Here is a 19,928-nt window from a genome sequence, read left to right as displayed (position 1 = left end):
CCGTCATCTTCGTGGACATGCCGACCTCCAGAATCAGTCGGCAATCCATGAATCACACTGGATTCCTTCGTGGAATCCTCAGGCCAATACCTGAGTCAATTCGTCCACACGGCCTAAATCGGATCGTTGAATCGGTTTCCCAGTCTAAAATTTGTGATTGCCCAACATCAATAAGTTTATCTTTATAAGAATACTGTCCAGCAATGAACGGAGAATTCAGATCTTCATACCCGATTGTCATGTGATGTCCTTCTTTTATTTTGTGGAACGACAACAATAACACAGCTATTAATCGAAGGCTAATAAACCCACCAGCCATTCACGCGCGCGATATTTTATCGCTTAACCGGCAAACAATGCACTGATGCTTTTTGATAAATACAAATCGATTTACTTCACGTGGATTGTGCACGCGGTCAGGTTAGGTAAGATGTATAGAATATAATAATATGCCAATAATAAATAGGGGTATTGTTAAGTATATCTTACAAAGTATTACAGATATAATGATGAACATAAGCAGAGGGTATCTTATGAACTCACGACAAAGTGAAGTTGTTTAATTTACAATATGCTTCAAAAATCAAGAGGCTGGTATTATATCACTTTATCCCGTCCGCACGCAGTTTTCAGGCTGATGGGAGTTGTTATTATTCGTGCTGCGAATAGTGACAGATATTTATATTACCAAATATTATCGCCGCGATTGATTTCGATGTAAATCGGTGTGAATTCGTGACGGAAAAGTAATTTAAATGTAAAATATTAAAGAATCTGCGGCAGCTTTCTTCTGAAAGCTGCCGCAGTAATTCTCGCACATAATTTAATTCATCTTATACTATGTTGAATTCATGTCATGCCGAGCGCTTTTTTTAAGCGTGCTTGCGGTAAATTCAGACCAAGTTCGCCAGCTCGGGCAATAACAGGCGCAAAGCGACGCTGCTTTTTTTCCTCATGGTTAGACGCGATGTCGGCAATGCGGTGTTTGAGGAACGGATTGAGAAAACGCTCACGCACTGAAACGACATATTCTTGCGCTTCTTTTTCCAGTCCATCCGCGATGAAAATAGGTATAACTTCTTCCCGCCATACGGCTTCAAGCTCATCGCGGATAGATTTATCCTGCATGGCTTCAAGAACAATTTCTTCTTTTGGGCGATTATCTTTCAGCCATTGTTCGGCAATGAATGTGTGGCCAAGATTGAGAATATAAAGTTTCAGCTGCTCGAAAACTGTGAGATTATCGGTCAGCACAATGTCGGGATGCTCGCAAGGCAGGGTGAGGCCCGGTGCCTTTTCAATAGCCCACAAAGCATAGGGCTCGGCGATTGCGCCAACAGGATCAATCGGTTCTGAAACAATGCGATCCACAAGGCTATTGGCGAAAACACATTGATTATTCATCCATCTGACAAAATCAGCCGGAAGTTTCCATTCCTGCGCCAGCTGAAGAACGATTTTACGCAATATGTCGCCATTGCGAGAAATCAGCTCACATGGAAAAATTGATAGCGGTTCGGAGGGGTTTTTCTCCCAGCGATTATAGAGCAGCACCAATAGTTTGGCAGGGAAACTGGCCGGTACAATATGTGGATTATCGATAAGGCTGGCATCATCAGCTTCGTTGAGCAAATAGCCTTTATCAGCGGTGTTAGAGAGAATCGCTTTAACGCTTGTCGCAAGCTGGCGAATCATCTCCCAGTCGCGATTGGCGATATAGGCTGCTGACACGCTTTTGGTCTGATACTGCTTATCAATAGGCTGTCCATTGGACAGGCCGCGAATGATTACCGGGTAAGCTTCGCCACTATTGAGCGCCTCAATGCGCTTTGCACTATCGGGATTATTGGTAGTTTGCACAATGGCCACCGTGCCGATTGCACGATCATTTTCCAGTGCTTCTGATATGAAAAAATCTGCATGACCGAGCAAAAAACGACTGGTCCCAAATTGCAGAATCGAAGGCTGAGCGCTCATTTTCCCTCCTATTTTGAGTTGAGAATAGCTAATCCTCACCTGAAAATTGGTCAAGCCAGTCTTCTCAACGAGGCTAATATAGGGTGCGACAAAAGTGCACCGACCTTCAAAATATAGCAATAACAACATGTTAGGGCATATTGCGCTTTAAACCATATCAAAATATGGTAAGGCCAGTTTGGGAGAACTTATGAACGAAATGATTGGTGTGATGGAGCCGAGGCGGCTTTATCTGCAGATCGCAGACAGGATCAGGCAGCTGATCCGGGATGGGCATTTTCCGGCTGGAAGCAGGCTTCCCGCTGAGCGTGAGCTTGCGCTCTTGCTGGGCGTATCGCGTCCATCATTGCGTGAAGCTCTCATTGCGTTGGAAATTGCGGGCAATGTCGAAGTTCGCATGGGGTCGGGCATTTATGCCACCGCCGAGCCGGAAGAGCGGCCCAATATATTGGGCGGATCGATGGGTGAAAGCCCGCTTGAAATCATTCAGGCCCGGTCGGTTATCGAAGGCAGTGCCATTGTTCTTGCGTGTCACCAGATGAGCTCTGAAGCGCTTGAGCGGCTGCGCGCCAATCTTGACGCGATGCAGGCTCAGATCTCGCTTAGCCGCAAAGCCATCGAACTCGATCGGCAATTCCATCTAATCATCGCAGAACAAACTGGAAATTCGGTCGTAACCAGAATGGTGAGGGATCTATTTGATGAGCGGCACAAGCCATTAACTGCTCAGATGAGAACCCGGTTTGAAACAGACGACACATGGCTTCTCGCTTTTGAGGAGCATGAAAAAATTTATGCGGCACTGGAGGCTAAAGATCCATTCATGGCGCAAGCCGCCATGCGAATGCATCTTGATATGTCCAAACAGCGCTGGATGGAAAATGAGCCTTTACGGTCGGAGAGGGAAGTTGAAATCTGACCAAGAGGTAATTCGGATCGGGATCAGAAAATGAATGAGAAGGTCGTATCCACAATTAGCCCGGTAATCTTGCTGCATCCATCGGATGATGTTGCAGTCGCGCGGGTTTCTATCAGAGCGGGAGATTCAATCGGGCTCAATGATGTCATTGCGCGCGAGTTGATTGGCCGTGGCCATAAAGTTGCCCTTCACCCGATACCCGAAGGCAAGGAAGTGCTGAAATATGGCCAGGTTATCGGCGTCGCAACCAGGGATATTGAGGTTGGTGAAGCTGTTCACCTTCATAATCTCGCAATGCTACCTTCAGAACATGAACATCAGTTCTCGATTGATATTGAAGAGCGCGAAATGGTGCCGGAAGCCGAGCGCCGCACTTTCATGGGCTTTGATCGCGGATATGGCGGTGTAGGTACGCGCAATTATATCGGGATCATTGCATCAGTGAATTGCTCAGCCACCGTTTCACGCTATATCGCAGACTATTTCAACAAAATGGGTGGTCTGGACGGATTTGATAATATTGACGGGGTGGTCGCGCTGACCCACGGCACAGGATGTGCGATTAATACCAAATCCGAAGGCTATCGCCTGCTGATCCGCACTATTCAGGGCTATGCCAAACATCCAAATTTCGGTGGCATTCTCATGATCGGTCTGGGTTGCGAAACCAACCAGATTGCTCCGATCCTTGAGCATTATCGGATGGAGGAAGGCGACCGTCTGCGCACGATGACAATTCAGCAGCATGGCGGTACGCGCAAAACCATCGAAGCGGCTATTGAGCAGATCAAAGAAATGCTTCCAATGGTCAATGCTGCAAAGCGTACCGAGCAGCCGCTATCAAAGCTAAAGGTTGCACTGCAATGCGGTGGCTCGGATGGATATTCAGGCATATCGGCCAATCCGGCGCTCGGCTATGCATCGGATTTGATCGTGCGCAATGGTGGCACTACTGTGCTGTCGGAAACGCCCGAAATCTATGGCGCTGAACATCTTTTAACGCGTCGGGCCGTCACACCGGCTGTAGCGGAAAAGCTTTTGCAGCGTATTGACTGGTGGCGGGATTATACCGCGCGCAATGGTGATGAGCTCAATAATAATCCATCGCATGGCAATAAGCTTGGCGGATTGACGACGATCTTAGAAAAATCTCTGGGTGCTGTCGCCAAAGGCGGGTCAATGCCACTGAAAGCTGTTTACGAATTTGCGGAGACTGTCACCGAGCAGGGTTTTGTCTTTATGGACACGCCTGGTTACGATCCGGTTGCTGTAACGGGTCAGGTCGCAGGTGGTTGCAATGTCGTTTGCTTTACCACCGGGCGCGGTTCCGTTTCAGGTTTCAAGCCCGCACCTTGCATTAAGATCGCGACCAATTCCGAAATGTATGAACACATGAAGGAAGATATGGATCTCAATTGCGGCAGTATCGTCACCGGTGAAGAAACCATCGAACAGGCGGGCGAGCGCATTTTTGAACAGATTATTGCAGTCGCCTCGGGCGAAAAGACGCTGAGTGAAATCTTCGATTACGGGGACAACGAATTCGTTCCTTGGCAAGTGGGCGCTGTTACTTGATCGCCTAGACAAGCATGAAACCGACAGGAATAATCCAATGGTAAAAGCTCTGCGTATTGAGAGCGAAAACGTTTCGCGCTTTGCGGAAATTGACGAAGCCCCATTATTGCCGGGCCATGTCCGCGTGGATGTGCGGCATGTCGGGCTTTGCGGCAGTGATCTGAATACATTTAAAGGCCTCAATCCACTGGCTGAGCTGCCGCGTATTCCTGGTCATGAGATCGGTGGCGAAATCATTGAAGCAGGCGAGGGGGTCGATGCAGCCTTTGCCAAGGGTAAGCGCGTTATCGTTATGCCCTATACCAATTGCGGCGAATGTTCTTCATGCCGCAAGGGCAGGCTCAATGCTTGCCGTTACAATAAAACCCTCGGTGTGCAGCAAAATGGCGGTTTGGCAGAACAAATCGTGCTGCCGGCTGAAAAGCTCATCATCAATGAGACCCTCCCACCGCGCCATCTGGCACTGGTTGAACCGCTTTCTGTGGGCTTTCATGCGGTTGAGCGTGGGCGTGTGGATGCGGATGACACGGTTGTGGTGCTTGGCTGTGGCATGATCGGCATGGGTGTTTTGCTGGGTGCGGTTGCGCGCGGTGCCAAAGTTATTGCGATTGATCCAAGCGCAGAAAAGCGCGAACTTGCTTTGAAATTTGGTGCAACCCATGTCCTGGCAGGCGGCGAGGATGCAGTGGCTGAGGTTCAGGAATTGACCAATGGCGATGGCGTCGATGTGGCTTTTGAAGCGGTGGGCCTGCCAATTACCTTCACACAAGCCGTTGATATGGCGGGCTTTGCGGGCCGTGTTGTCTATGTTGGCTATTCCAAGGCACCGGTTACCTATCAAACCCAATTTTTCAATCTCAAGGAACTCGACATCATGGGCTCGCGCAATGCGACGCTGAGTGATTTTGAGGCGGTGATCAAGCATCTGGAAAAACTCGGTGCTGATGCCGACCAATTGATTTCACGCGTTTTTCCGTTCGAGGAGGCTGAAGCAGCGCTTCCTTTCTGGGATGGGGACCGTAACGTTCTAAAAATCGTGATCGAACGAGCGTGATGAACAGGCTTCGTGCAGGGAAGGAAATGCACGGGGCTTCAGCCAAAACAGGCCAATTGGCCACTAGCACCCTGAAGGGAGGGAGTAGTAATGAAGAAATTTGTTACCGGTGTCGTTGCAGCGGGTATGTTGCTTGCCGGCAGCATGGCAGCTCTTGCTGCCAATGTGTCGATCAAGGTCGCTTACGAAAATAATCCAGGCGAACCTTTTGATGAAGTGATGCATTACTGGAAAGACGATCTGGCGAAGCGTTCAAACGGTGAAATCATCCTCGAACTCTATCCCAGCTCGCAGCTCGGTTCAAAGAAAGACGTGACTGAACAGGCCATGATGGGTCTGAATGTTGTCACCATTTCTGATGTGGGCTTTTTGGCTGAATATCAGCCAGATCTAGGCATTCTCTATGGTCCGTTTTTGACCGATGATCCGGCCGAGCTTTTCAAGGCATATGATGGCGAATGGTTTAACGCGCAGGCTGAAGAGCTGAAAAAGAAAGGCATTCGCGTTGTAATGCCGAACTATCTCTACGGCATTCGTCATATCATTTCCAAAAAGCCGATCCGCACCCCTGATGACCTCAAGGGTATGAAGATCCGCGTGCCAAACAATGTCATGCAGATCAAGACTTTTGAAGCTATGGGCGCAACCCCAACGCCGATGCCGCTTGGCGAAACTTTCCCGGCATTGGCGCAAGGCGTGATTGATGGCGTTGAGAACCCGATTTCCGTTCTCTATGGCCAGAAATTCCAAGAAGAAGCCAAATATCTCAGCATGGTTGGTTATCTGACCAACGTTGCTTTGATCATCGGTGGTGAAGCTTTCTTCTCGACCTTGACGGAAGAGCAGCAGAAGATGATCCATGAATCTGCCTATGATGCAGGTCTTTACAGCCAGAAGCTGACGATCGAAAAAGACAATGAAATGATCGAAAAAATGAAAGAAGCTGGCGTCGAAGTCATCGAAGTCGATCGCGCTCCTTTCAAAGCCTTGGCTGAAAATGTCTACACCCAGTTCCCTGAGTGGTCACCGGGTCTCTATGAGAAGATTCAGGCCGAACTGAAATAATTCACTTTAATTCGGATATTGCCATGGCGCAGCTCGTCTGCGGCATGGCATCTTCATGGATTTGTTCCGATGAAAATTTTTGAAAAACTGATAGACTGGTTGGCATCAGCGCCACTTTTCGTTCTGCTTGCTTTGTTTAATGCAGCGGTCGTCATGCGCTACTGGGTTAATCAGCCTATACAATGGACCGAAGAAATTGCCGGTTTGTTGATGATCTGGATTGTGATGCTCGGTAGCGTTGCCGCAGAGCGCGACCAGCAGCATCTGCATATTCCTATGCTGGTTGATGCATTTCCGGCAAAAATCCGCGATCTGATCAACGCAATTGTTGGTATCGCTTCCGGTCTGTTCCTGCTTTATGTTTCCTATGCCGGATACAAACTGGCGATTGGGGCACAGTTTAAGGTGACCAGCGTACTGCGCGTTTCCTACTTCTGGATCGACATTGCCGTTCCTGTTGGTTTCGTCATCATTGCATTCTACATGTTCTCCGGCGCTTTCAAGACCTTGCGCGCCGCATTTGCGGGAGACAAGGCATGAGCCTGACCACAATCGTCCTTATCATGTTGGCGCTTATCGCGCTTAACATGCGCCTATATGTCGGCATTCTTATTGCCGTATTTACATATTTTCTGTTCTTCAACCCGATGCCAATCGCAATTGCTGTGCAGCGCTTCATCAGTCCAGCGCAGAACACTTCGCTTCTGGCCATTCCGTTCTTCATTATGCTTGGTACGGTCATGTCGCATACCGGCATCGCCGAACGTCTGATCAAAGTTGCTGATATTCTTGTTGGCCGCATGCGCGGTGGCATGGCACTTACCAACATCATGGTATCTACCCTGATGGGCGGCGTTAGTGCGTCGAACCTTGCAGACAGCGCTATGCTTACCCGCATGATGGTACCGGAAATGGTCAAGCGTGGCTATGACAAGGCATTTTCCTGCGCCGTTACCGCTGCTGGCTCCCTGATCACGCCGATTATTCCTCCCGGCATCGCGCTGATCATCTATGGTCTGATTGCTGACGTTTCGATTGGCAAGATGTTCATGGCTGGCATCATTCCTGGCCTGCTGGGTGCGGCCATTCTGATGGTTGCTGCCTATCTGACATCAGTCAAGCGTGGCTATAAGCCAAGCCGTACGTATCGTATGCCAGCGAAAGAAGTTGCCTCGACACTTGCGTCTGCATGGCCTGCCGTTTTGCTGCTTTTTGCAATTCTTGGCGGTATCCGCATGAACATCTTCACGCCCACGGAAGCGGGTGCGGTTGCTGTTACGCTGGTGCTGATTATTGGCTTCTTTATCTATCGTGAGATGCGCATCTCGCATGTTGTGGATTCGCTGGTTGAAACAGCAAAATCCACTGCTTCGGTAATGCTCGTTATCATGGCATCTTCAGCACTTGCGTGGGTCTTTTCACTTGAACAGGCCGGCGTCGCGCTGATGAACCTAATTTCCTCGTTCACCGACAATCCTTATGCATTCCTTCTGGCAGTTAACGTTATTTTGTTGCTGCTCGGCGCGCTGATCGAAGGCACTGCATTGATGATTGTTCTGGTGCCGCTCTTGATGCCGACCGTCCATGCCCTTGGTATTGATCCGGTTCACTTCGGTATTGTCGTGATCATCAACCTTTCCATCGGAACGCTGACCCCGCCGGTTGGCACTGTGATGCTGATGGTTTGTAATATTGCCAAGGTCACAGTGGGTGATTTCACACGTCAGGCAGTCAGCATGTATGCTGCTCTGTTCCTGTTGCTTGGTCTTGTTACTTACGTACCGTTTATTTCGACATTACTGGCCAATTGATAAAATAGGCTGAGTAAAAAAAAAGCGCGGGAATTCCCGCGCTTTTTTGTTTTTTGCTTTGAGAGAGAAACTATTTCAAAGGCGCATAGGCGATTGCTTCGACTTCGATTTTGATATCGAGCATCAGCCGGGATTCAACAGTCGTACGCGCTGGCGGATCTTTGGGGAAATAGGTTGCATAAACTGCATTCATCCGCCCAAAATCGCGGGCATCTTCGATCCAGATCGTTGTTTTAACAACATCTTCCATTGACGCGCCCGCCAGCGCGAGTGCGGCTTTTACATTTTCCATAACTTGTTTCGTTTGCGCTTCAATTCCGCCATCGACGATCTGTCCATCTGGTCCGGTTGGTACTTGTCCCGAAATATAGACCATATCGCCTGCACGTACTGCTGGCGAAAGTGGAACCTGAGAAGTACCGTAGACCTGTTTTTTAGACATTATATTCTCCAGTTATTTGACGGCGCCAAGCGCTAATCCCTTGATAAGATAGCGTTGCAACCAGACGAAAAGGATTGCGACGGGAAGCGTTGCAACAAGTGTTGCAGCCATAACATAGTGCCATTCGACCGTATAACGGCCTGCGACAAGCGAGAAAACCTGGATTGGAAGCGTATAGCTGCTTTGGCTGCGCAGCATGGTCAAAGCCACAACAAATTCATTCCACGCATTGATGAAGGTGAAAATGGCCGTGACAGCGATAGCAGGTAGGCAAAGGGGCAGGAAAATTTTAACGAGTGTGCGCGTTCGCCCCGCACCTTCCATCCAAGAAGCTTCCTCAAGATCACGCGGGATCGTATCGAAATAGCTTTGCAACATCCAAACGGTAAACGCGATATTGAACGCCATATAGATTGCGCCTACCGCTGTTACGCTTTCGATTAAGTCATATGCAGCAAGCAATCTGAATAATCCGAGCACCAAGACGATGGGCGAGATCATTTGAGAGATCAGCAAAAACTGCCGGAACGCACCATGGACCGCGAAACGAAACCGCGACATAGCATAGGCGGCAGGGATCGAAACTATGATAGCGCCTAATGATGCTATGAGCGAAACATAAAACGAGTTGAGTAAAGCGGTGCCAAAACCGGTCGTCACCCACATTTCATAAAAGTTAGCCCAACGGAAAGTGGTCGGCCACCAATGCGGAGAAAGCACTTCCTGAGCGGGTTTGACCGCGGTAAGAAACATCACGGCAAATGGGAACACCGTCAAAACAATAAGCGGTGACAGTACTGCCCATGCGATGATTGTACGTTTTATCTTGAGCGTGTTCATATTTTTTCGCTCCGCATCGATATACGGATATAAATGGCGGTGAAAACCAGCAAGATTGCGAGCATTATTAAGGACACCGCCGACGCTTCGCCCAATTTTCCAAGACGAAAAGCGAGCTTATAAAGATGCGTCACCAGAATATCGGTAGAGTTAGCCGGTCCGCCCTGCGTCATCACCCAGATGATGGGGAAAGAGTTAAACACATAAATCGTATTCAGCACGATCGCTATATTGATGAATGGTTTGAGCAAGGGCAGGGTAATTTCACAAAATTGTTGCCAGCGATTAGCCCCTTCCAAGGATGACGCTTCGTAAAGATCGTCGGGAATGGACGATAGTCCCCCAAGAAAAATAGTTGTTGTGAACGGCACAGTGACAAGAATACCAACCATAATCTGCATGGGAAATGCAGTCACAGCACTGGCAAGCCATTGGATATTGGTATCGATAATCCCAAGATTACGCAGAGCGGAATTGAGCATTCCGCTTTCGCCATTCAGCGCCCATCGCCAAACTATGGCAGTCATTGTGAGCGAAACAGCCCATGGCAACATGACAATAACACGCGCGACCGAGCGGCCATAAAAATCCATATTGAGAATAATAGCTACCGGGATTGAAACCAACAGAGCTCCGCCGACAACGGCGATGGTCCAAAATGCCGTTCGCCAAAGAGCATTCATAAAGTCAGGCGAGGCAAAAAGAGCGGCAAAATTTGCGCCATCATTGAAGTCACGCAGTTGACCAAACCGGTTAACATTATGACTGGCAATTTCGACCAGATGAACAACCGGCCAGAAAATCACCACTGCGGCGAGCAGAAGGCTGGGTAAGATCAGAAAATAAGGCAGGGAGCGACTATGCATGGAACATAAATCCCATCAAAAGCGTCCGGCAATATCAGATGACATTGCCGGACTAGCGGGAAATTTAATTTTTCAGGATGGCATCCGCTTTAGCGGCCGCATCTTTTAGTCCAGCCTCTGGCTCGACCTGTCCCAGATAGATGCTCTGCATCGTGTTGGATGTTATATCAGCAATTTCTTCCCAGCCTGGAATGACTGGCGCAAAACGTGCGTCTGGCAGTAGTGCGGTGAAGGCAGCAAGATCGGCATTATTAACGTAATAATCCATCTTCGCTTCTTCTTTGTTTACCGGCAAAAAGCCTTCACCCTGCGTAAACTTGGCGCGCCAATCCGTCTGGAACAAGAAGTCAAGAACCTTCCAGGCCTCTTCTTTGTTTTTCGAATTTTGGAACATGATGACCGAGTCGGTCACGCCATAGGTGCCGCGTGCGCCAGTTGGCCCGGCCGGAATGGCCGCCACCCCATATTTAAGATCTGGGGCTTCCTCTTTGATCTGATTGGACAAAAACGGCGCGGTGATCATCATCCCGACTTTGCCTTGCTTGAAGAGGTTTTGCACATCTTCGCGGGAATAAGAAGTAACGCCAGGCTGGGTAAGTCCCTCATCGATCAATGTTTTATAAAGCTTGGCTGCTTCGAGCGCGCCGGGCGTTCCAAGCCCAGATGTGCCATCTTCATTCAGAATTCCCGCACCTTGGGACCACATGGCATAATAGAAATAGACATCGGTCTCAATTTCTTTGCCCTGTAGGCCGAAACCGTAATTTTCGCCCCCCAAAGCCTTAATCTTTTCAGCATCGGCTTTAAGCTCGTCCCATGTCGCCGGCGGGTTTTCAATTCCAGCTTTCTCAAAGAGTTCTTTATTGTAATACATGGCGCGCGCAGACGCAGCGATGGGCAAGCCATAGGTTTTGCCATTCATCACGGAAGGCGAGAGGAAAGTCTCAATAAAGCGCCCCTTGAAATCATCATCCATATAACCGTCTAGCGGTTCGGCAATATCTTGATCGACAAAGTCAATCAACCAGCGTGTACCGATGATGGAAAGATCCGCATTGGTGCCGGCAGAAATATCCGTGGTCAGTTTCTGAAGTAGAACATCCCATGGCACAATTTCGAAATTAAGTGTGATGCCGGGATTCTCAGCTTCAAAAGCTTTTTTCACCTCTTCGAAATATGGTCCAGTCTTGGAGCTATATTCCGCAACCGTCATCCGGACTTCGCCAGCTTGTGCGGCGGCACCAAGTGCCAAAATACTCAATCCAGCCAGAAGGCCAGCCTTCCATTTGCTTATAGCCATTTGCAGTTCCCTCGTTTTTCGCAATGCGATCTGAACATTATTTTTGTTGTTTTCTTACATTATCCGCTATTTCTTGCGTTTCAAGCAAAAAGTTTTGTTGCAAACTTACATTTACAATTTTACCTTGGAGAAATTAACAGACGCGGAAAGCGCATCTTCAAGGGGAAATCAGGTGGAGCTTAAAAGCGAGTTCGCTGGGAAATCCGTATTAATAACTGGCGCCGGTGGTGGGCTAGGTAATGCGTTGGGGGAATTATTTGCTTCCCGTGGCGCGATGCTTATCGGATGTGACACTCAGCTTGCGGCGATGGAAGCGAGCAAATTCTCAAGCCGCTATCAATTTGATCTAACGGATTCCAACAGTTTAAACGAGGTTGTTCAGCGCATTATCGAGGAAAACGGTGCGCCAGATATTGTCATAAACAATGCCGGATGGACGCGGGCTGAGTCTTTTGAAGGGCTTAATCAGCAAAAAATAAGCACAGAAATAGATCTCAATCTCACCGGTGTGGCGGCGTTTTCCACATTATTGGCCGAGGCGATGGCTGCGCGGGGCAGGGGCGCGTTTGTATTTATTTCTTCCGTCAATGCGCTTGCGCATTTTGGCAACCCCGCTTATGCGGCTGCCAAGGCTGGAATTAACGCATTTGCGCGGGCATTAGCGGTTGAATATGGTCAAAAAGGTTTGCGCGCCAATACAATTTGTCCGGGATCGATTCGCACGCCAGCATGGGATCATCGGATCGCGCAAGACCCGGCTATCTTGGAAAAACTGAAAAATCTTTATCCGATGGGTAGGATTGTCGATGTCAAGGAAGTGGCAGAGGCAGTTGCGTTTTTAGCATCTGACCGTGCATCGGGCATTACAGGTACGGTTTTGCCGGTTGATGCTGGTCTGACCGCAGGCTGCCGACCGTTTATCAAAGACATTCTTGGAGGAAATTAACCGATGCAGGATGTTTCTGTGCGCGGCCTGACCAAAAGCTTCGGTCAGTTAAATGTTCTCAATAATATTGATTTGGATGTTAAAAGCGGGGAGTTTCTCGTGCTTGTCGGGCCATCTGGCTGCGGCAAATCCACTCTCTTGCGCATGATCGCGGGATTAGAGTCAATTTCGGGTGGTGATCTGCTCATTGGTGGTGAGCGAGCCAATGACACGCCACCACAAAAACGCAATATTGCGATGGTTTTCCAATCCTATGCTTTGTTCCCGCATATGACCGCGCGAGAAAATATTGCATTTGGTCCACGCATACGGGGTGAAGATGCAACCGAAATCGGCGAAAAAGTCGATAAGGCAGCTTCGATCCTGAATTTGCACTCTTATCTTGATCATTATCCGCGACAATTATCAGGCGGGCAGCGCCAGCGCGTAGCAATGGGCCGCGCTATTGTGCGAGAGCCTTCGGTATTTTTGTTTGATGAACCTCTGTCAAATCTTGACGCGCAATTGCGGGTGCAAATGCGTACGGAGATTAAAAGCCTGCATCAGCGGCTCAAAACCACGGTGATTTATGTCACCCACGATCAGATTGAAGCCATGACTATGGCCGACCGTATCGTGGTGATGAATCAGGGGAAAATTCAGCAAATCGGTGCGCCGCTTGATCTTTATGACCACCCGGCGAATAAATTCGTCGCAAGTTTCATCGGCTCGCCTTCTATGAGTTTTATTCCCGGAAATATTGATGGTCAGGTGTTTCGTACTATTCAAGGCGAAGAGTTGGAAATAAGCGGCGGCTCGGTTTCAACACGCGCGGTTGAGGCAGGTATCCGGCCTGAGAATTTTATCTTGGCGGAGGGTGATAAAGGCGTAACGCTTTCAGTGGAAGTGGTGGAGCCAACTGGACCCGAAACACATATTTATGGGCAGATTGCAGGTGAGGCAGTTCGTGTCATTTTCCGTGAGCGCGTTCATGTAGAGCCGGGAATGCAGGTTCGCGTAACAGCCCGGCCTGAGCATATTCGTCTGTTCGATAAGGAAAGCGGTTTGCCGTTATAGCTCCATGAATACAGTTGCCGACATTATTTCCCGAATACATTCGGTTGCCCGGACGGGGTCAAAATCTGACCGCCGTTTGGCTGCGTTGGTGTTGGCAGATCCCGATTATGCTTCGAAGGCGGCAATTTCAGAAATTGCGGCGCGCGCTGAAGTTAGTGAGCCGACAGTGACGCGTTTTTGCCGCCGTCTCGGCTGTGAGGGAATAAGAGACTTCAAGCTTTTTCTTGCTCAAGCACTGGCCATTGGCGGGCAATATTTATCCGATGAGCCGACGGCACGCGATGTCCGTGAAAGCCGAATCGTATCGGCAGTGCGCGATCATGCGCTTGCCGCTATTCAGCAGGTCAGCGACGATCTTGATATGTCGGTGGTGATGAATGTTGCGGAACGGATTGTAAAATCACGCTCGGTACTTTGTCTTGGCTCGGGCGGGACTTCCTCGATGATGGCAGTGGAATTGCAAAACCGCCTGTTTCGTCTAGGCATTCCGGTGGTAGCGCAGGTAGATGGGCAATTGCAGCGAATGTATGCGGCTGTTGTGGATGCCGATACTACGGTGATTGCGTTTTCGATCTCCGGTTTTGCGCGTTCTGTCGTGGAGGCAATGAGTGTTGCTCGCCAATATGGCGCGGAGACGGTCGCTATCACTGCCGCAGATTCAGAACTTTCAAAAGCTGCTTCTTGCGTCATACCGTTTGAAGCGCGTGAAGATGGAAACCTCTATAAGCCCACTTCCTCGCGTTTTGCACTGCTTGCTATTTTAGACATGATCGCCACTGCTACGGCTGAAGCTCAGGGCCCGGCTGTGCTGGAAAGTCTGCGCCGAATTAAACACAGCCTAAATACGCTGAAAGTCGACAATCCGCGGTTGCCGCTGGGAGATTAAACAAATGACAATGCCGAAAACCATCCATGATGTGGATAGTCCTGCAATTCTGATTGATGTAAATCGGGTCCAGTCCAATATTGAAAAAGCTCAGGCCCATGCGGATGCTTGCGGGGTAAAGCTTCGTCCTCATATCAAAACCCACAAATTGCCCTTTTTCGCACGCCGACAATTGGAGGCGGGAGCGGTGGGCATTACTTGCCAGAAATTGGGCGAAGCGGAAGTCATGGCGGATGCGGGCATAGCTGATATTTTTCTTCCCTATAATATTTTGGGTAAGAAAAAACTCGACCGACTTTATGCGCTTCATCAACGCATAACCATTTCCGTAACTGCCGACAGCGCGATTACAATTGCAGGATTGGCGGGTCGATTTACCAATAAAAACCGGCCACTAAAAGTGTTGGTTGAATGCGACACAGGCATGGGGCGCTGCGGTGTGCAGACCCCAGAGGAAGCTTTGGCCCTCGCGCAGTTGATAGAAGCCAGTGAAGGCCTCCATTTTGGAGGGCTTATGACCTATCCCGCAAGTGGTAAGCCGCAAGAAGCGGAAAACTGGTTGCGTCAGGCGCGTGATTTACTCGCTTCTCATGATATTGATTGTGAAATAATTTCCAGTGGTGGTACGCCGGATATGTGGCGGAAACCGGATGCGACTGTCATCACGGAATATCGGCCCGGTACCTATATTTACTTTGACCGTTTTCAGGTTTCCAAAGGTGCAGCAAGCATTGACGATTGCGCGCTTACTGTACTTTCCACGGTCATAAGCCAGCCAACACAAGATCGCGTAGTGCTCGATGCAGGATCAAAGTCGCTCTCAAGTGATACTTTGGGCTTACCAGATTATGGCGAACTTCTTGAACAGCCGGGAGCCTATGTGACGAGCCTGAGTGAAGAGCATGGAATTGTTAAAGGCAATGTTGCGGGTTTGAAAGTGGGTGATCGTGTCCGCATCGTTCCAGATCATGTCTGCGTGGTATCAAATTTATTTGATGAAGTTCATCTGATCTCAGGTGAGGATGTCATTGATGTGTTGCCAGTCGCAGCTCGCGGGAAACTAAAATAGAGGAGGCTAGTTTGACGAATTCTAATCCATTTACGAATGATCCGGACCGAGAGCAAATCTGGGATATGCTTGTAAAGCGAGATATTTCAGCATTCCTCAATCAAGATTGGTCGATGGTTGCCGATGATTTTGATGAGGTAAGATTTCTTGGTATCCATGCGCATGGAGAGCGTGACCCGGACAAATGGGATGCGACCTTTAATACTCTTACTTCCTATCGTGATGAATGGTTGCGCCAGGCCGCTGAAACCGCTGCTACCGAATATGCAGAACCTTTAGAAGAAGCTCTTTATCGCGCTACCAATCTTAGCGTCATCGATATTAACGGCGATGTGGCCGTGGCACGAAAGAAATTCGATGGAACCGTAGCAAAAGCAGATGGTTCGCAGGATCGCCTGAATTGGCAAACGCTCTATTTCTGTCGGAAAAATGATGGCAAATGGAAGATCACCGGCTTTGTCGGCTATATGGCTTATCGTTAGATCAAGCCTGAAAAACGTTTGAGCAGTAAGCGGCGCGGATCAATATTTGCGCCGTTTCTTTATTTAAGTCTGATCTGATTAAAAATTAAATTCCGCAGTTTATGCCGAATAAGATCATAATTGATCGATAATATTGGTGCCAATTCTAGGGGCCAATGTCGCAGCTAGTACCTTATTTGTCGCAGCTTGCCGCTGTCTTTTTCTCCGAACAGAATAGTATCAAAGTTAGAATGGGTAATTTCGTGGGGAAGCGATGCTACTTCCATTTCTCGTTCGTCGTGCACCTTAGAAAATATAATATGGGAACGGTGCATAATGACTGAATTCACGGCTGCGGGTGGACATGTCGCGAAATGCTAGATATAAAAACCAATCAATCGTCAATCATCACCCTCAAGGGCTTGTTGAGTTACAAGTATTTCTCGGGCTCATGGCTCGAGAGGAGGGTTTTTTTGTTCAACAAAAGGAGATTAAGTCCGCCAGCACAGCGGGGTTAACATAATGCATGGTAATTTATACGGGAATAACAGTATGAAGTCGCCTGCTCAGACAAAGATAAGCTTAAAGAGCGTTTATAAAGTCTTCGGCGACGACCCGGATCGTGCAATGCAGGAATTGCGCGCAGGCCAATCAAAAGCCCAAATTCATAGTGATTATGGTGCGACTATTGGTGTAGATGACGCGGCTTTCGATATATTCGAGGGTGAAGTATTCGTCATCATGGGCTTGTCTGGTTCAGGTAAATCCACTCTTTTACGGTTGCTCAACCGGCTTATTGAACCGACCTGCGGTTCTATTGAAATCGACGGTCGTGATATCGTCAAAATGTCCAAGCGCGATTTAATTGATCTTCGCCGTCGTGACATGAGCATGGTTTTCCAATCCTTTGCATTGCTTCCCAATCGTACCGTTTTGAATAATGCGGCGTTTGGGCTTGAAGTTGCCGGAATAGGTGAAGCCGAGCGGTACGAAAAAGCGTTGACAGCATTGGATGCTGTTGGTCTCAAACCCTATGCAAATAGCATGCCCGACCAATTGTCGGGGGGTATGAAGCAACGGGTAGGTTTGGCCCGTGCGCTTGCCAGTGAGCCGACCATTCTTTTGATGGACGAGGCGTTTTCTGCGCTTGATCCTTTGATCCGCACGGAAATGCAGGACGAGCTGAAGCGACTACAAGCACAGCAAAGCCGCACTATTATATTCGTCAGCCATGATCTTGATGAAGCCATGCGTATTGGCGACCGGATTTGCATTATGCAGCACGGCAAGATCATTCAGATCGGCACGCCAAGCGAGATTGTGTCTGCTCCGGCAACGGATTATGTGCGATCTTTTTTTCGCAATGTCGATGTTTCGCGGGTTTTTACAGCCGCTGACGTAGCAAGCCCGGACGAGCTGATTGTGCTTGATCCTTCGCAAAAAACTACCGCCCTGGATCGGCTGAATGCTAGCGGAAAAGACTATGGTGTGTGGGTCGATTCTGATCAAATTTACCAGGGCGTTGTTTCGCGGCAAGATTTATCTGCTGCAGGCGGTTCGCCAAGCAAGGCAGAAGTCAGCAGCGCAACCATAGCCGCGGATGCGCCACTTTCGGAGCTTCTGCTTCGAGTGGCGGAGACCCCTTGGCCGCTTCCGGTGGTTGATCGGCGTAATCGTTACATTGGGGCGATCAGCAAGTCTGCCCTATTGGAAACGCTCGGACGGGCGGTCTGACTGCGTAATGATTTGCCGGTTATCCGGCGAGAATTTCCAGTTGTTGGAAACATACAACTAGCTCGTCAAGAACACACGATCCGAATGGACAGTAACCATGGAACTGAATTTTAATATCGGCGATTGGGCAGACGTAGCGGTCAATTATACTCTTGATCATTTTACCCCTGCGCTTGATACGATTGCAGCTATCATCGGTTTTTTAACTGATGGTATTCAAAACTTACTGATTGCAATTCCATCTTTTTTAGGTGTCGCTATTCTAACTTTGCTGGCGCTATGGCGCGTTAGCTGGAAATTTGCAATTTTTACAGCACTGGCTCTGGGTCTGATCATCCATATGGGGCTGTGGAACGGGACGATGGAAAGCCTATCGCTCGTACTGGCTTCGACGATTGTCGCGGTGGTGATCGGGATTCCGCTTGGAATTGCGATGGCGCGAAACGATTCGGTCGCATCAATCGTGCGGCCAATTCTCGATCTAATGCAGACAATGCCGGCTTTTGTTTATCTCATTCCAGCAGCCATGTTTTTCGGGCTTGGCGCAGTGCCGGGCACCATTGCGACAGTTATTTTCGCGATGCCGCCGGTGGTGCGGCTAACGAATTTAGGCATTCGTCAAGTTCATAATGAGTTTGTGGAAGCGGGTCTCGCCTTTGGTTGTACGTCTCGCCAACTTCTATTCAAAGTGCAGCTTCCCAATGCGCTGCCTTCCATAATGGCAGGGGTGAACCAAACTATCATGTTGTCGCTCTCAATGGTGGTTATCGCATCGATGATTGGTGCGGGTGGCCTTGGCAATACGGTTCTTACAGGCATTCAGCGTCTTGATGTGGGCAAAGGTTTTGAAGGTGGCCTCGCTGTCGTCATTCTCGCCGTTATCATTGATCGCATCACACAAAGCTTCGGCAAAGGGGGATCTAGCGGGCTAATGGGTTTCTTCAAAAAACTGGTTCCCGCGCGCAGAGTTTCGGACAAAGAACCAAATTCGCCCTTACGGAAACAACAAGTCTGACAAAATGGGAACTGGAAAAATTAGGAAGGGAGAAATTATGTTAGCCAAAATAGCAAAACTCGGTTTCACTGCTCTAGTGGCGAGTGCGATAACCGCAGGCGCAGCTTTTGCGCAAGAAACCAAAACGGTAAAAATCGGTTGGGCACCTTGGTCGGATGCCGAATTCGTGACTAAACTCGCCGCCAAATTGATCGAAGATAATCTCGGTCAGAAAGTAGAGCTGGTACAGACTGACGTTGCGCCGCTTTATCAAGGTGTGAGCCGTGGTGACATTGACGCGATGATGATGGCATGGCTGCCCGAAACGCATGCGGATTATTATAAGCGGATTGAAGATAAAGTAGACAATCTGGGGCCTCTCTACGAAGGCGCAAAGCTTGGCTGGATTGTGCCTACATATATTCCGGAGAGTGAAATCAGTTCTATTGAAGATCTGAAAAAGCCGGAAATTCGCGAAAAGCTAAAGGGGGAAATTCAAGGCATCGATCCGGGGGCAGGACTCACCCGTCTTTCTCAGGAAGCGATTGAAAAATATGGCCTTGATTACAAGCTCAATATTTCCAGTGAAGCCGCAATGCTGACAACGGTGGACCGGGCGACACGCACGGATGGATGGTTTGTTGCCACATCGTGGAGCCCGCATTGGATGTTTGGCAAATATAAGCTGCGCTATATTGATGATCCGCAAGAAGCGCTTGGCGGTGCCGAGCATATTGATGCAATCGCTCGTAAGGGCTTGAAGGAAGATAATCCTGAAGTTGTAGCTTTGCTTACCAATATGAGTATTCCGATTGCAGAACTGGAAACTGCAATGTTCGAAGCACAAGAAACTTCTTACGAGCAGGCAGTGGAAAAATATATCGCGAATAATCCAGACCGTATCAAGGAATGGCTTGCAAAATAGGGCTGAAA

General features: G+C 48.9%; 19 protein-coding genes. 14 read left to right on the top strand and 5 right to left on the bottom strand.

The features are described 5' to 3' along the window. Positions 1-849: 849 nt before the first annotated feature. Positions 850-1,977: a mannitol dehydrogenase family protein gene (locus tag C7374_RS14185; RefSeq protein WP_111576279.1), complete on the bottom strand. Its 1,128-nt coding sequence runs from the start codon at positions 1,975-1,977 to the stop codon at positions 850-852. A 190-nt stretch (positions 1,978-2,167) separates the two neighbouring features. On the opposite strand from C7374_RS14185, the gene C7374_RS14180 reads away from it, so the two are divergent. The 6 genes from C7374_RS14180 (at position 2,168) to C7374_RS14155 (ending at position 8,401) form a co-directional block, all read left to right on the top strand. Beyond that, a complete protein-coding gene (locus tag C7374_RS14180; protein WP_111576278.1) occupies positions 2,168-2,896 on the top strand; it encodes a FadR/GntR family transcriptional regulator in 729 nt (242 codons plus the stop codon). A gap of 30 nt (positions 2,897-2,926) precedes the next feature. Further along, the gene (locus C7374_RS14175) at positions 2,927-4,471 is read left to right on the top strand and encodes a UxaA family hydrolase (protein ID WP_111576277.1); all 1,545 of its coding nucleotides are present in this window, start codon (positions 2,927-2,929) and stop codon (positions 4,469-4,471) included. Positions 4,472-4,508: 37 nt separating this feature from the next. Beyond that, positions 4,509-5,525 (top strand): zinc-binding alcohol dehydrogenase family protein, encoded by a 1,017-nt coding sequence (locus tag C7374_RS14170; protein WP_111576276.1) that lies wholly within the window; start codon positions 4,509-4,511, stop codon positions 5,523-5,525. A 90-nt stretch (positions 5,526-5,615) separates the two neighbouring features. After that, the gene (locus C7374_RS14165; protein ID WP_111576275.1) at positions 5,616-6,590 is read left to right on the top strand and encodes a C4-dicarboxylate TRAP transporter substrate-binding protein; all 975 of its coding nucleotides are present in this window, start codon (positions 5,616-5,618) and stop codon (positions 6,588-6,590) included. 69 nt (positions 6,591-6,659) lie between these two features. Continuing rightward, complete coding sequence (locus C7374_RS14160) at positions 6,660-7,130, top strand: TRAP transporter small permease (RefSeq protein ID WP_111576274.1); 471 nt, start codon at positions 6,660-6,662, stop codon at positions 7,128-7,130. Next, positions 7,127-8,401: a TRAP transporter large permease gene (locus tag C7374_RS14155; protein ID WP_111576273.1), complete on the top strand. Its 1,275-nt coding sequence runs from the start codon at positions 7,127-7,129 to the stop codon at positions 8,399-8,401. The genes C7374_RS14160 and C7374_RS14155 overlap by 4 nt, the downstream gene beginning before the upstream one ends. Positions 8,402-8,471: 70 nt before the next feature. On the opposite strand, the gene C7374_RS14150 is transcribed toward C7374_RS14155, so the two are convergent. From C7374_RS14150 to C7374_RS14135, 4 genes are all read right to left on the bottom strand, one after another. Then, a complete protein-coding gene (locus tag C7374_RS14150) occupies positions 8,472-8,843 on the bottom strand; it encodes a RidA family protein (RefSeq protein ID WP_111576272.1) in 372 nt (123 codons plus the stop codon). Positions 8,844-8,855: 12 nt separating this feature from the next. After that, positions 8,856-9,683 (bottom strand): carbohydrate ABC transporter permease, encoded by an 828-nt coding sequence (locus C7374_RS14145; RefSeq protein WP_111576271.1) that lies wholly within the window; start codon positions 9,681-9,683, stop codon positions 8,856-8,858. Then, positions 9,680-10,549, bottom strand: a complete 870-nt coding sequence (locus tag C7374_RS14140) for a carbohydrate ABC transporter permease (protein ID WP_111576270.1) — start codon at positions 10,547-10,549, stop codon at positions 9,680-9,682. Before C7374_RS14140 ends, C7374_RS14145 begins: the two co-directional genes overlap by 4 nt. A gap of 64 nt (positions 10,550-10,613) precedes the next feature. Further along, positions 10,614-11,849, bottom strand: coding sequence for an ABC transporter substrate-binding protein (locus C7374_RS14135; RefSeq protein WP_111576269.1), 1,236 nt, complete (start codon positions 11,847-11,849; stop codon positions 10,614-10,616). Between the two features lie 172 nt (positions 11,850-12,021). Here C7374_RS14135 and C7374_RS14130 point away from each other — a divergent pair, with 172 nt between their 5' ends. From C7374_RS14130 to C7374_RS14095, 8 genes are all read left to right on the top strand, one after another. Further along, positions 12,022-12,795 (top strand): SDR family oxidoreductase, encoded by a 774-nt coding sequence (locus tag C7374_RS14130; RefSeq protein WP_111576282.1) that lies wholly within the window; start codon positions 12,022-12,024, stop codon positions 12,793-12,795. A 3-nt stretch (positions 12,796-12,798) separates the two neighbouring features. Further along, entirely contained in the window at positions 12,799-13,851 is a 1,053-nt protein-coding gene (locus tag C7374_RS14125) for an ABC transporter ATP-binding protein (RefSeq protein WP_111576268.1), read from the top strand. A gap of 4 nt (positions 13,852-13,855) precedes the next feature. Next, positions 13,856-14,737: a MurR/RpiR family transcriptional regulator gene (locus tag C7374_RS14120; protein ID WP_111576267.1), complete on the top strand. Its 882-nt coding sequence runs from the start codon at positions 13,856-13,858 to the stop codon at positions 14,735-14,737. A gap of 4 nt (positions 14,738-14,741) precedes the next feature. Beyond that, on the top strand, positions 14,742-15,806 hold the full coding sequence (locus C7374_RS14115) for a D-TA family PLP-dependent enzyme (protein ID WP_111576266.1): 1,065 nt from the start codon (positions 14,742-14,744) through the stop codon (positions 15,804-15,806). A 65-nt stretch (positions 15,807-15,871) separates the two neighbouring features. Then, a complete protein-coding gene (locus tag C7374_RS14110) occupies positions 15,872-16,288 on the top strand; it encodes a nuclear transport factor 2 family protein (RefSeq protein WP_111576281.1) in 417 nt (138 codons plus the stop codon). Positions 16,289-16,819: 531 nt separating this feature from the next. Next, a complete protein-coding gene (gene proV / locus C7374_RS14105; RefSeq protein ID WP_111576265.1) occupies positions 16,820-18,001 on the top strand; it encodes a glycine betaine/L-proline ABC transporter ATP-binding protein ProV in 1,182 nt (393 codons plus the stop codon). 97 nt (positions 18,002-18,098) lie between these two features. Continuing rightward, the gene (locus C7374_RS14100; protein ID WP_111576264.1) at positions 18,099-19,016 is read left to right on the top strand and encodes an ABC transporter permease; all 918 of its coding nucleotides are present in this window, start codon (positions 18,099-18,101) and stop codon (positions 19,014-19,016) included. Between the two features lie 37 nt (positions 19,017-19,053). Beyond that, complete coding sequence (locus C7374_RS14095; RefSeq protein WP_111576263.1) at positions 19,054-19,920, top strand: glycine betaine ABC transporter substrate-binding protein; 867 nt, start codon at positions 19,054-19,056, stop codon at positions 19,918-19,920. The last annotated feature ends 8 nt before the right edge of the window (positions 19,921-19,928 follow it).

Source organism: Falsochrobactrum ovis, from assembly GCF_003259955.1.
In the GTDB taxonomy this organism is placed as follows: Bacteria; Pseudomonadota; Alphaproteobacteria; order Rhizobiales; family Rhizobiaceae; genus Brucella; species Brucella ovis_A.
This window is presented reverse-complemented; position numbering and strand designations above follow the sequence as displayed.

Coding starts and splice junctions, on each gene's coding strand:
- C7374_RS14095 (WP_111576263.1), top strand. CDS start 19,054: ATGTTAGCCAAAATAGCAAAACTCGGTTTCACTGCTCTAGTGGCGAGT.
- C7374_RS14185 (WP_111576279.1), bottom strand. CDS start 1,977: ATGAGCGCTCAGCCTTCGATTCTGCAATTTGGGACCAGTCGTTTTTTG.
- C7374_RS14120 (WP_111576267.1), top strand. CDS start 13,856: ATGAATACAGTTGCCGACATTATTTCCCGAATACATTCGGTTGCCCGG.
- C7374_RS14175 (WP_111576277.1), top strand. CDS start 2,927: ATGAATGAGAAGGTCGTATCCACAATTAGCCCGGTAATCTTGCTGCAT.
- C7374_RS14135 (WP_111576269.1), bottom strand. CDS start 11,849: ATGGCTATAAGCAAATGGAAGGCTGGCCTTCTGGCTGGATTGAGTATT.
- C7374_RS14170 (WP_111576276.1), top strand. CDS start 4,509: ATGGTAAAAGCTCTGCGTATTGAGAGCGAAAACGTTTCGCGCTTTGCG.
- C7374_RS14180 (WP_111576278.1), top strand. CDS start 2,168: ATGAACGAAATGATTGGTGTGATGGAGCCGAGGCGGCTTTATCTGCAG.
- C7374_RS14155 (WP_111576273.1), top strand. CDS start 7,127: ATGAGCCTGACCACAATCGTCCTTATCATGTTGGCGCTTATCGCGCTT.
- C7374_RS14165 (WP_111576275.1), top strand. CDS start 5,616: ATGAAGAAATTTGTTACCGGTGTCGTTGCAGCGGGTATGTTGCTTGCC.
- C7374_RS14140 (WP_111576270.1), bottom strand. CDS start 10,549: ATGCATAGTCGCTCCCTGCCTTATTTTCTGATCTTACCCAGCCTTCTG.
- C7374_RS14145 (WP_111576271.1), bottom strand. CDS start 9,683: ATGAACACGCTCAAGATAAAACGTACAATCATCGCATGGGCAGTACTG.
- C7374_RS14150 (WP_111576272.1), bottom strand. CDS start 8,843: ATGTCTAAAAAACAGGTCTACGGTACTTCTCAGGTTCCACTTTCGCCA.
- C7374_RS14110 (WP_111576281.1), top strand. CDS start 15,872: ATGCTTGTAAAGCGAGATATTTCAGCATTCCTCAATCAAGATTGGTCG.
- C7374_RS14160 (WP_111576274.1), top strand. CDS start 6,660: ATGAAAATTTTTGAAAAACTGATAGACTGGTTGGCATCAGCGCCACTT.
- C7374_RS14100 (WP_111576264.1), top strand. CDS start 18,099: ATGGAACTGAATTTTAATATCGGCGATTGGGCAGACGTAGCGGTCAAT.
- C7374_RS14115 (WP_111576266.1), top strand. CDS start 14,742: ATGACAATGCCGAAAACCATCCATGATGTGGATAGTCCTGCAATTCTG.
- C7374_RS14125 (WP_111576268.1), top strand. CDS start 12,799: ATGCAGGATGTTTCTGTGCGCGGCCTGACCAAAAGCTTCGGTCAGTTA.
- proV (WP_111576265.1), top strand. CDS start 16,820: ATGAAGTCGCCTGCTCAGACAAAGATAAGCTTAAAGAGCGTTTATAAA.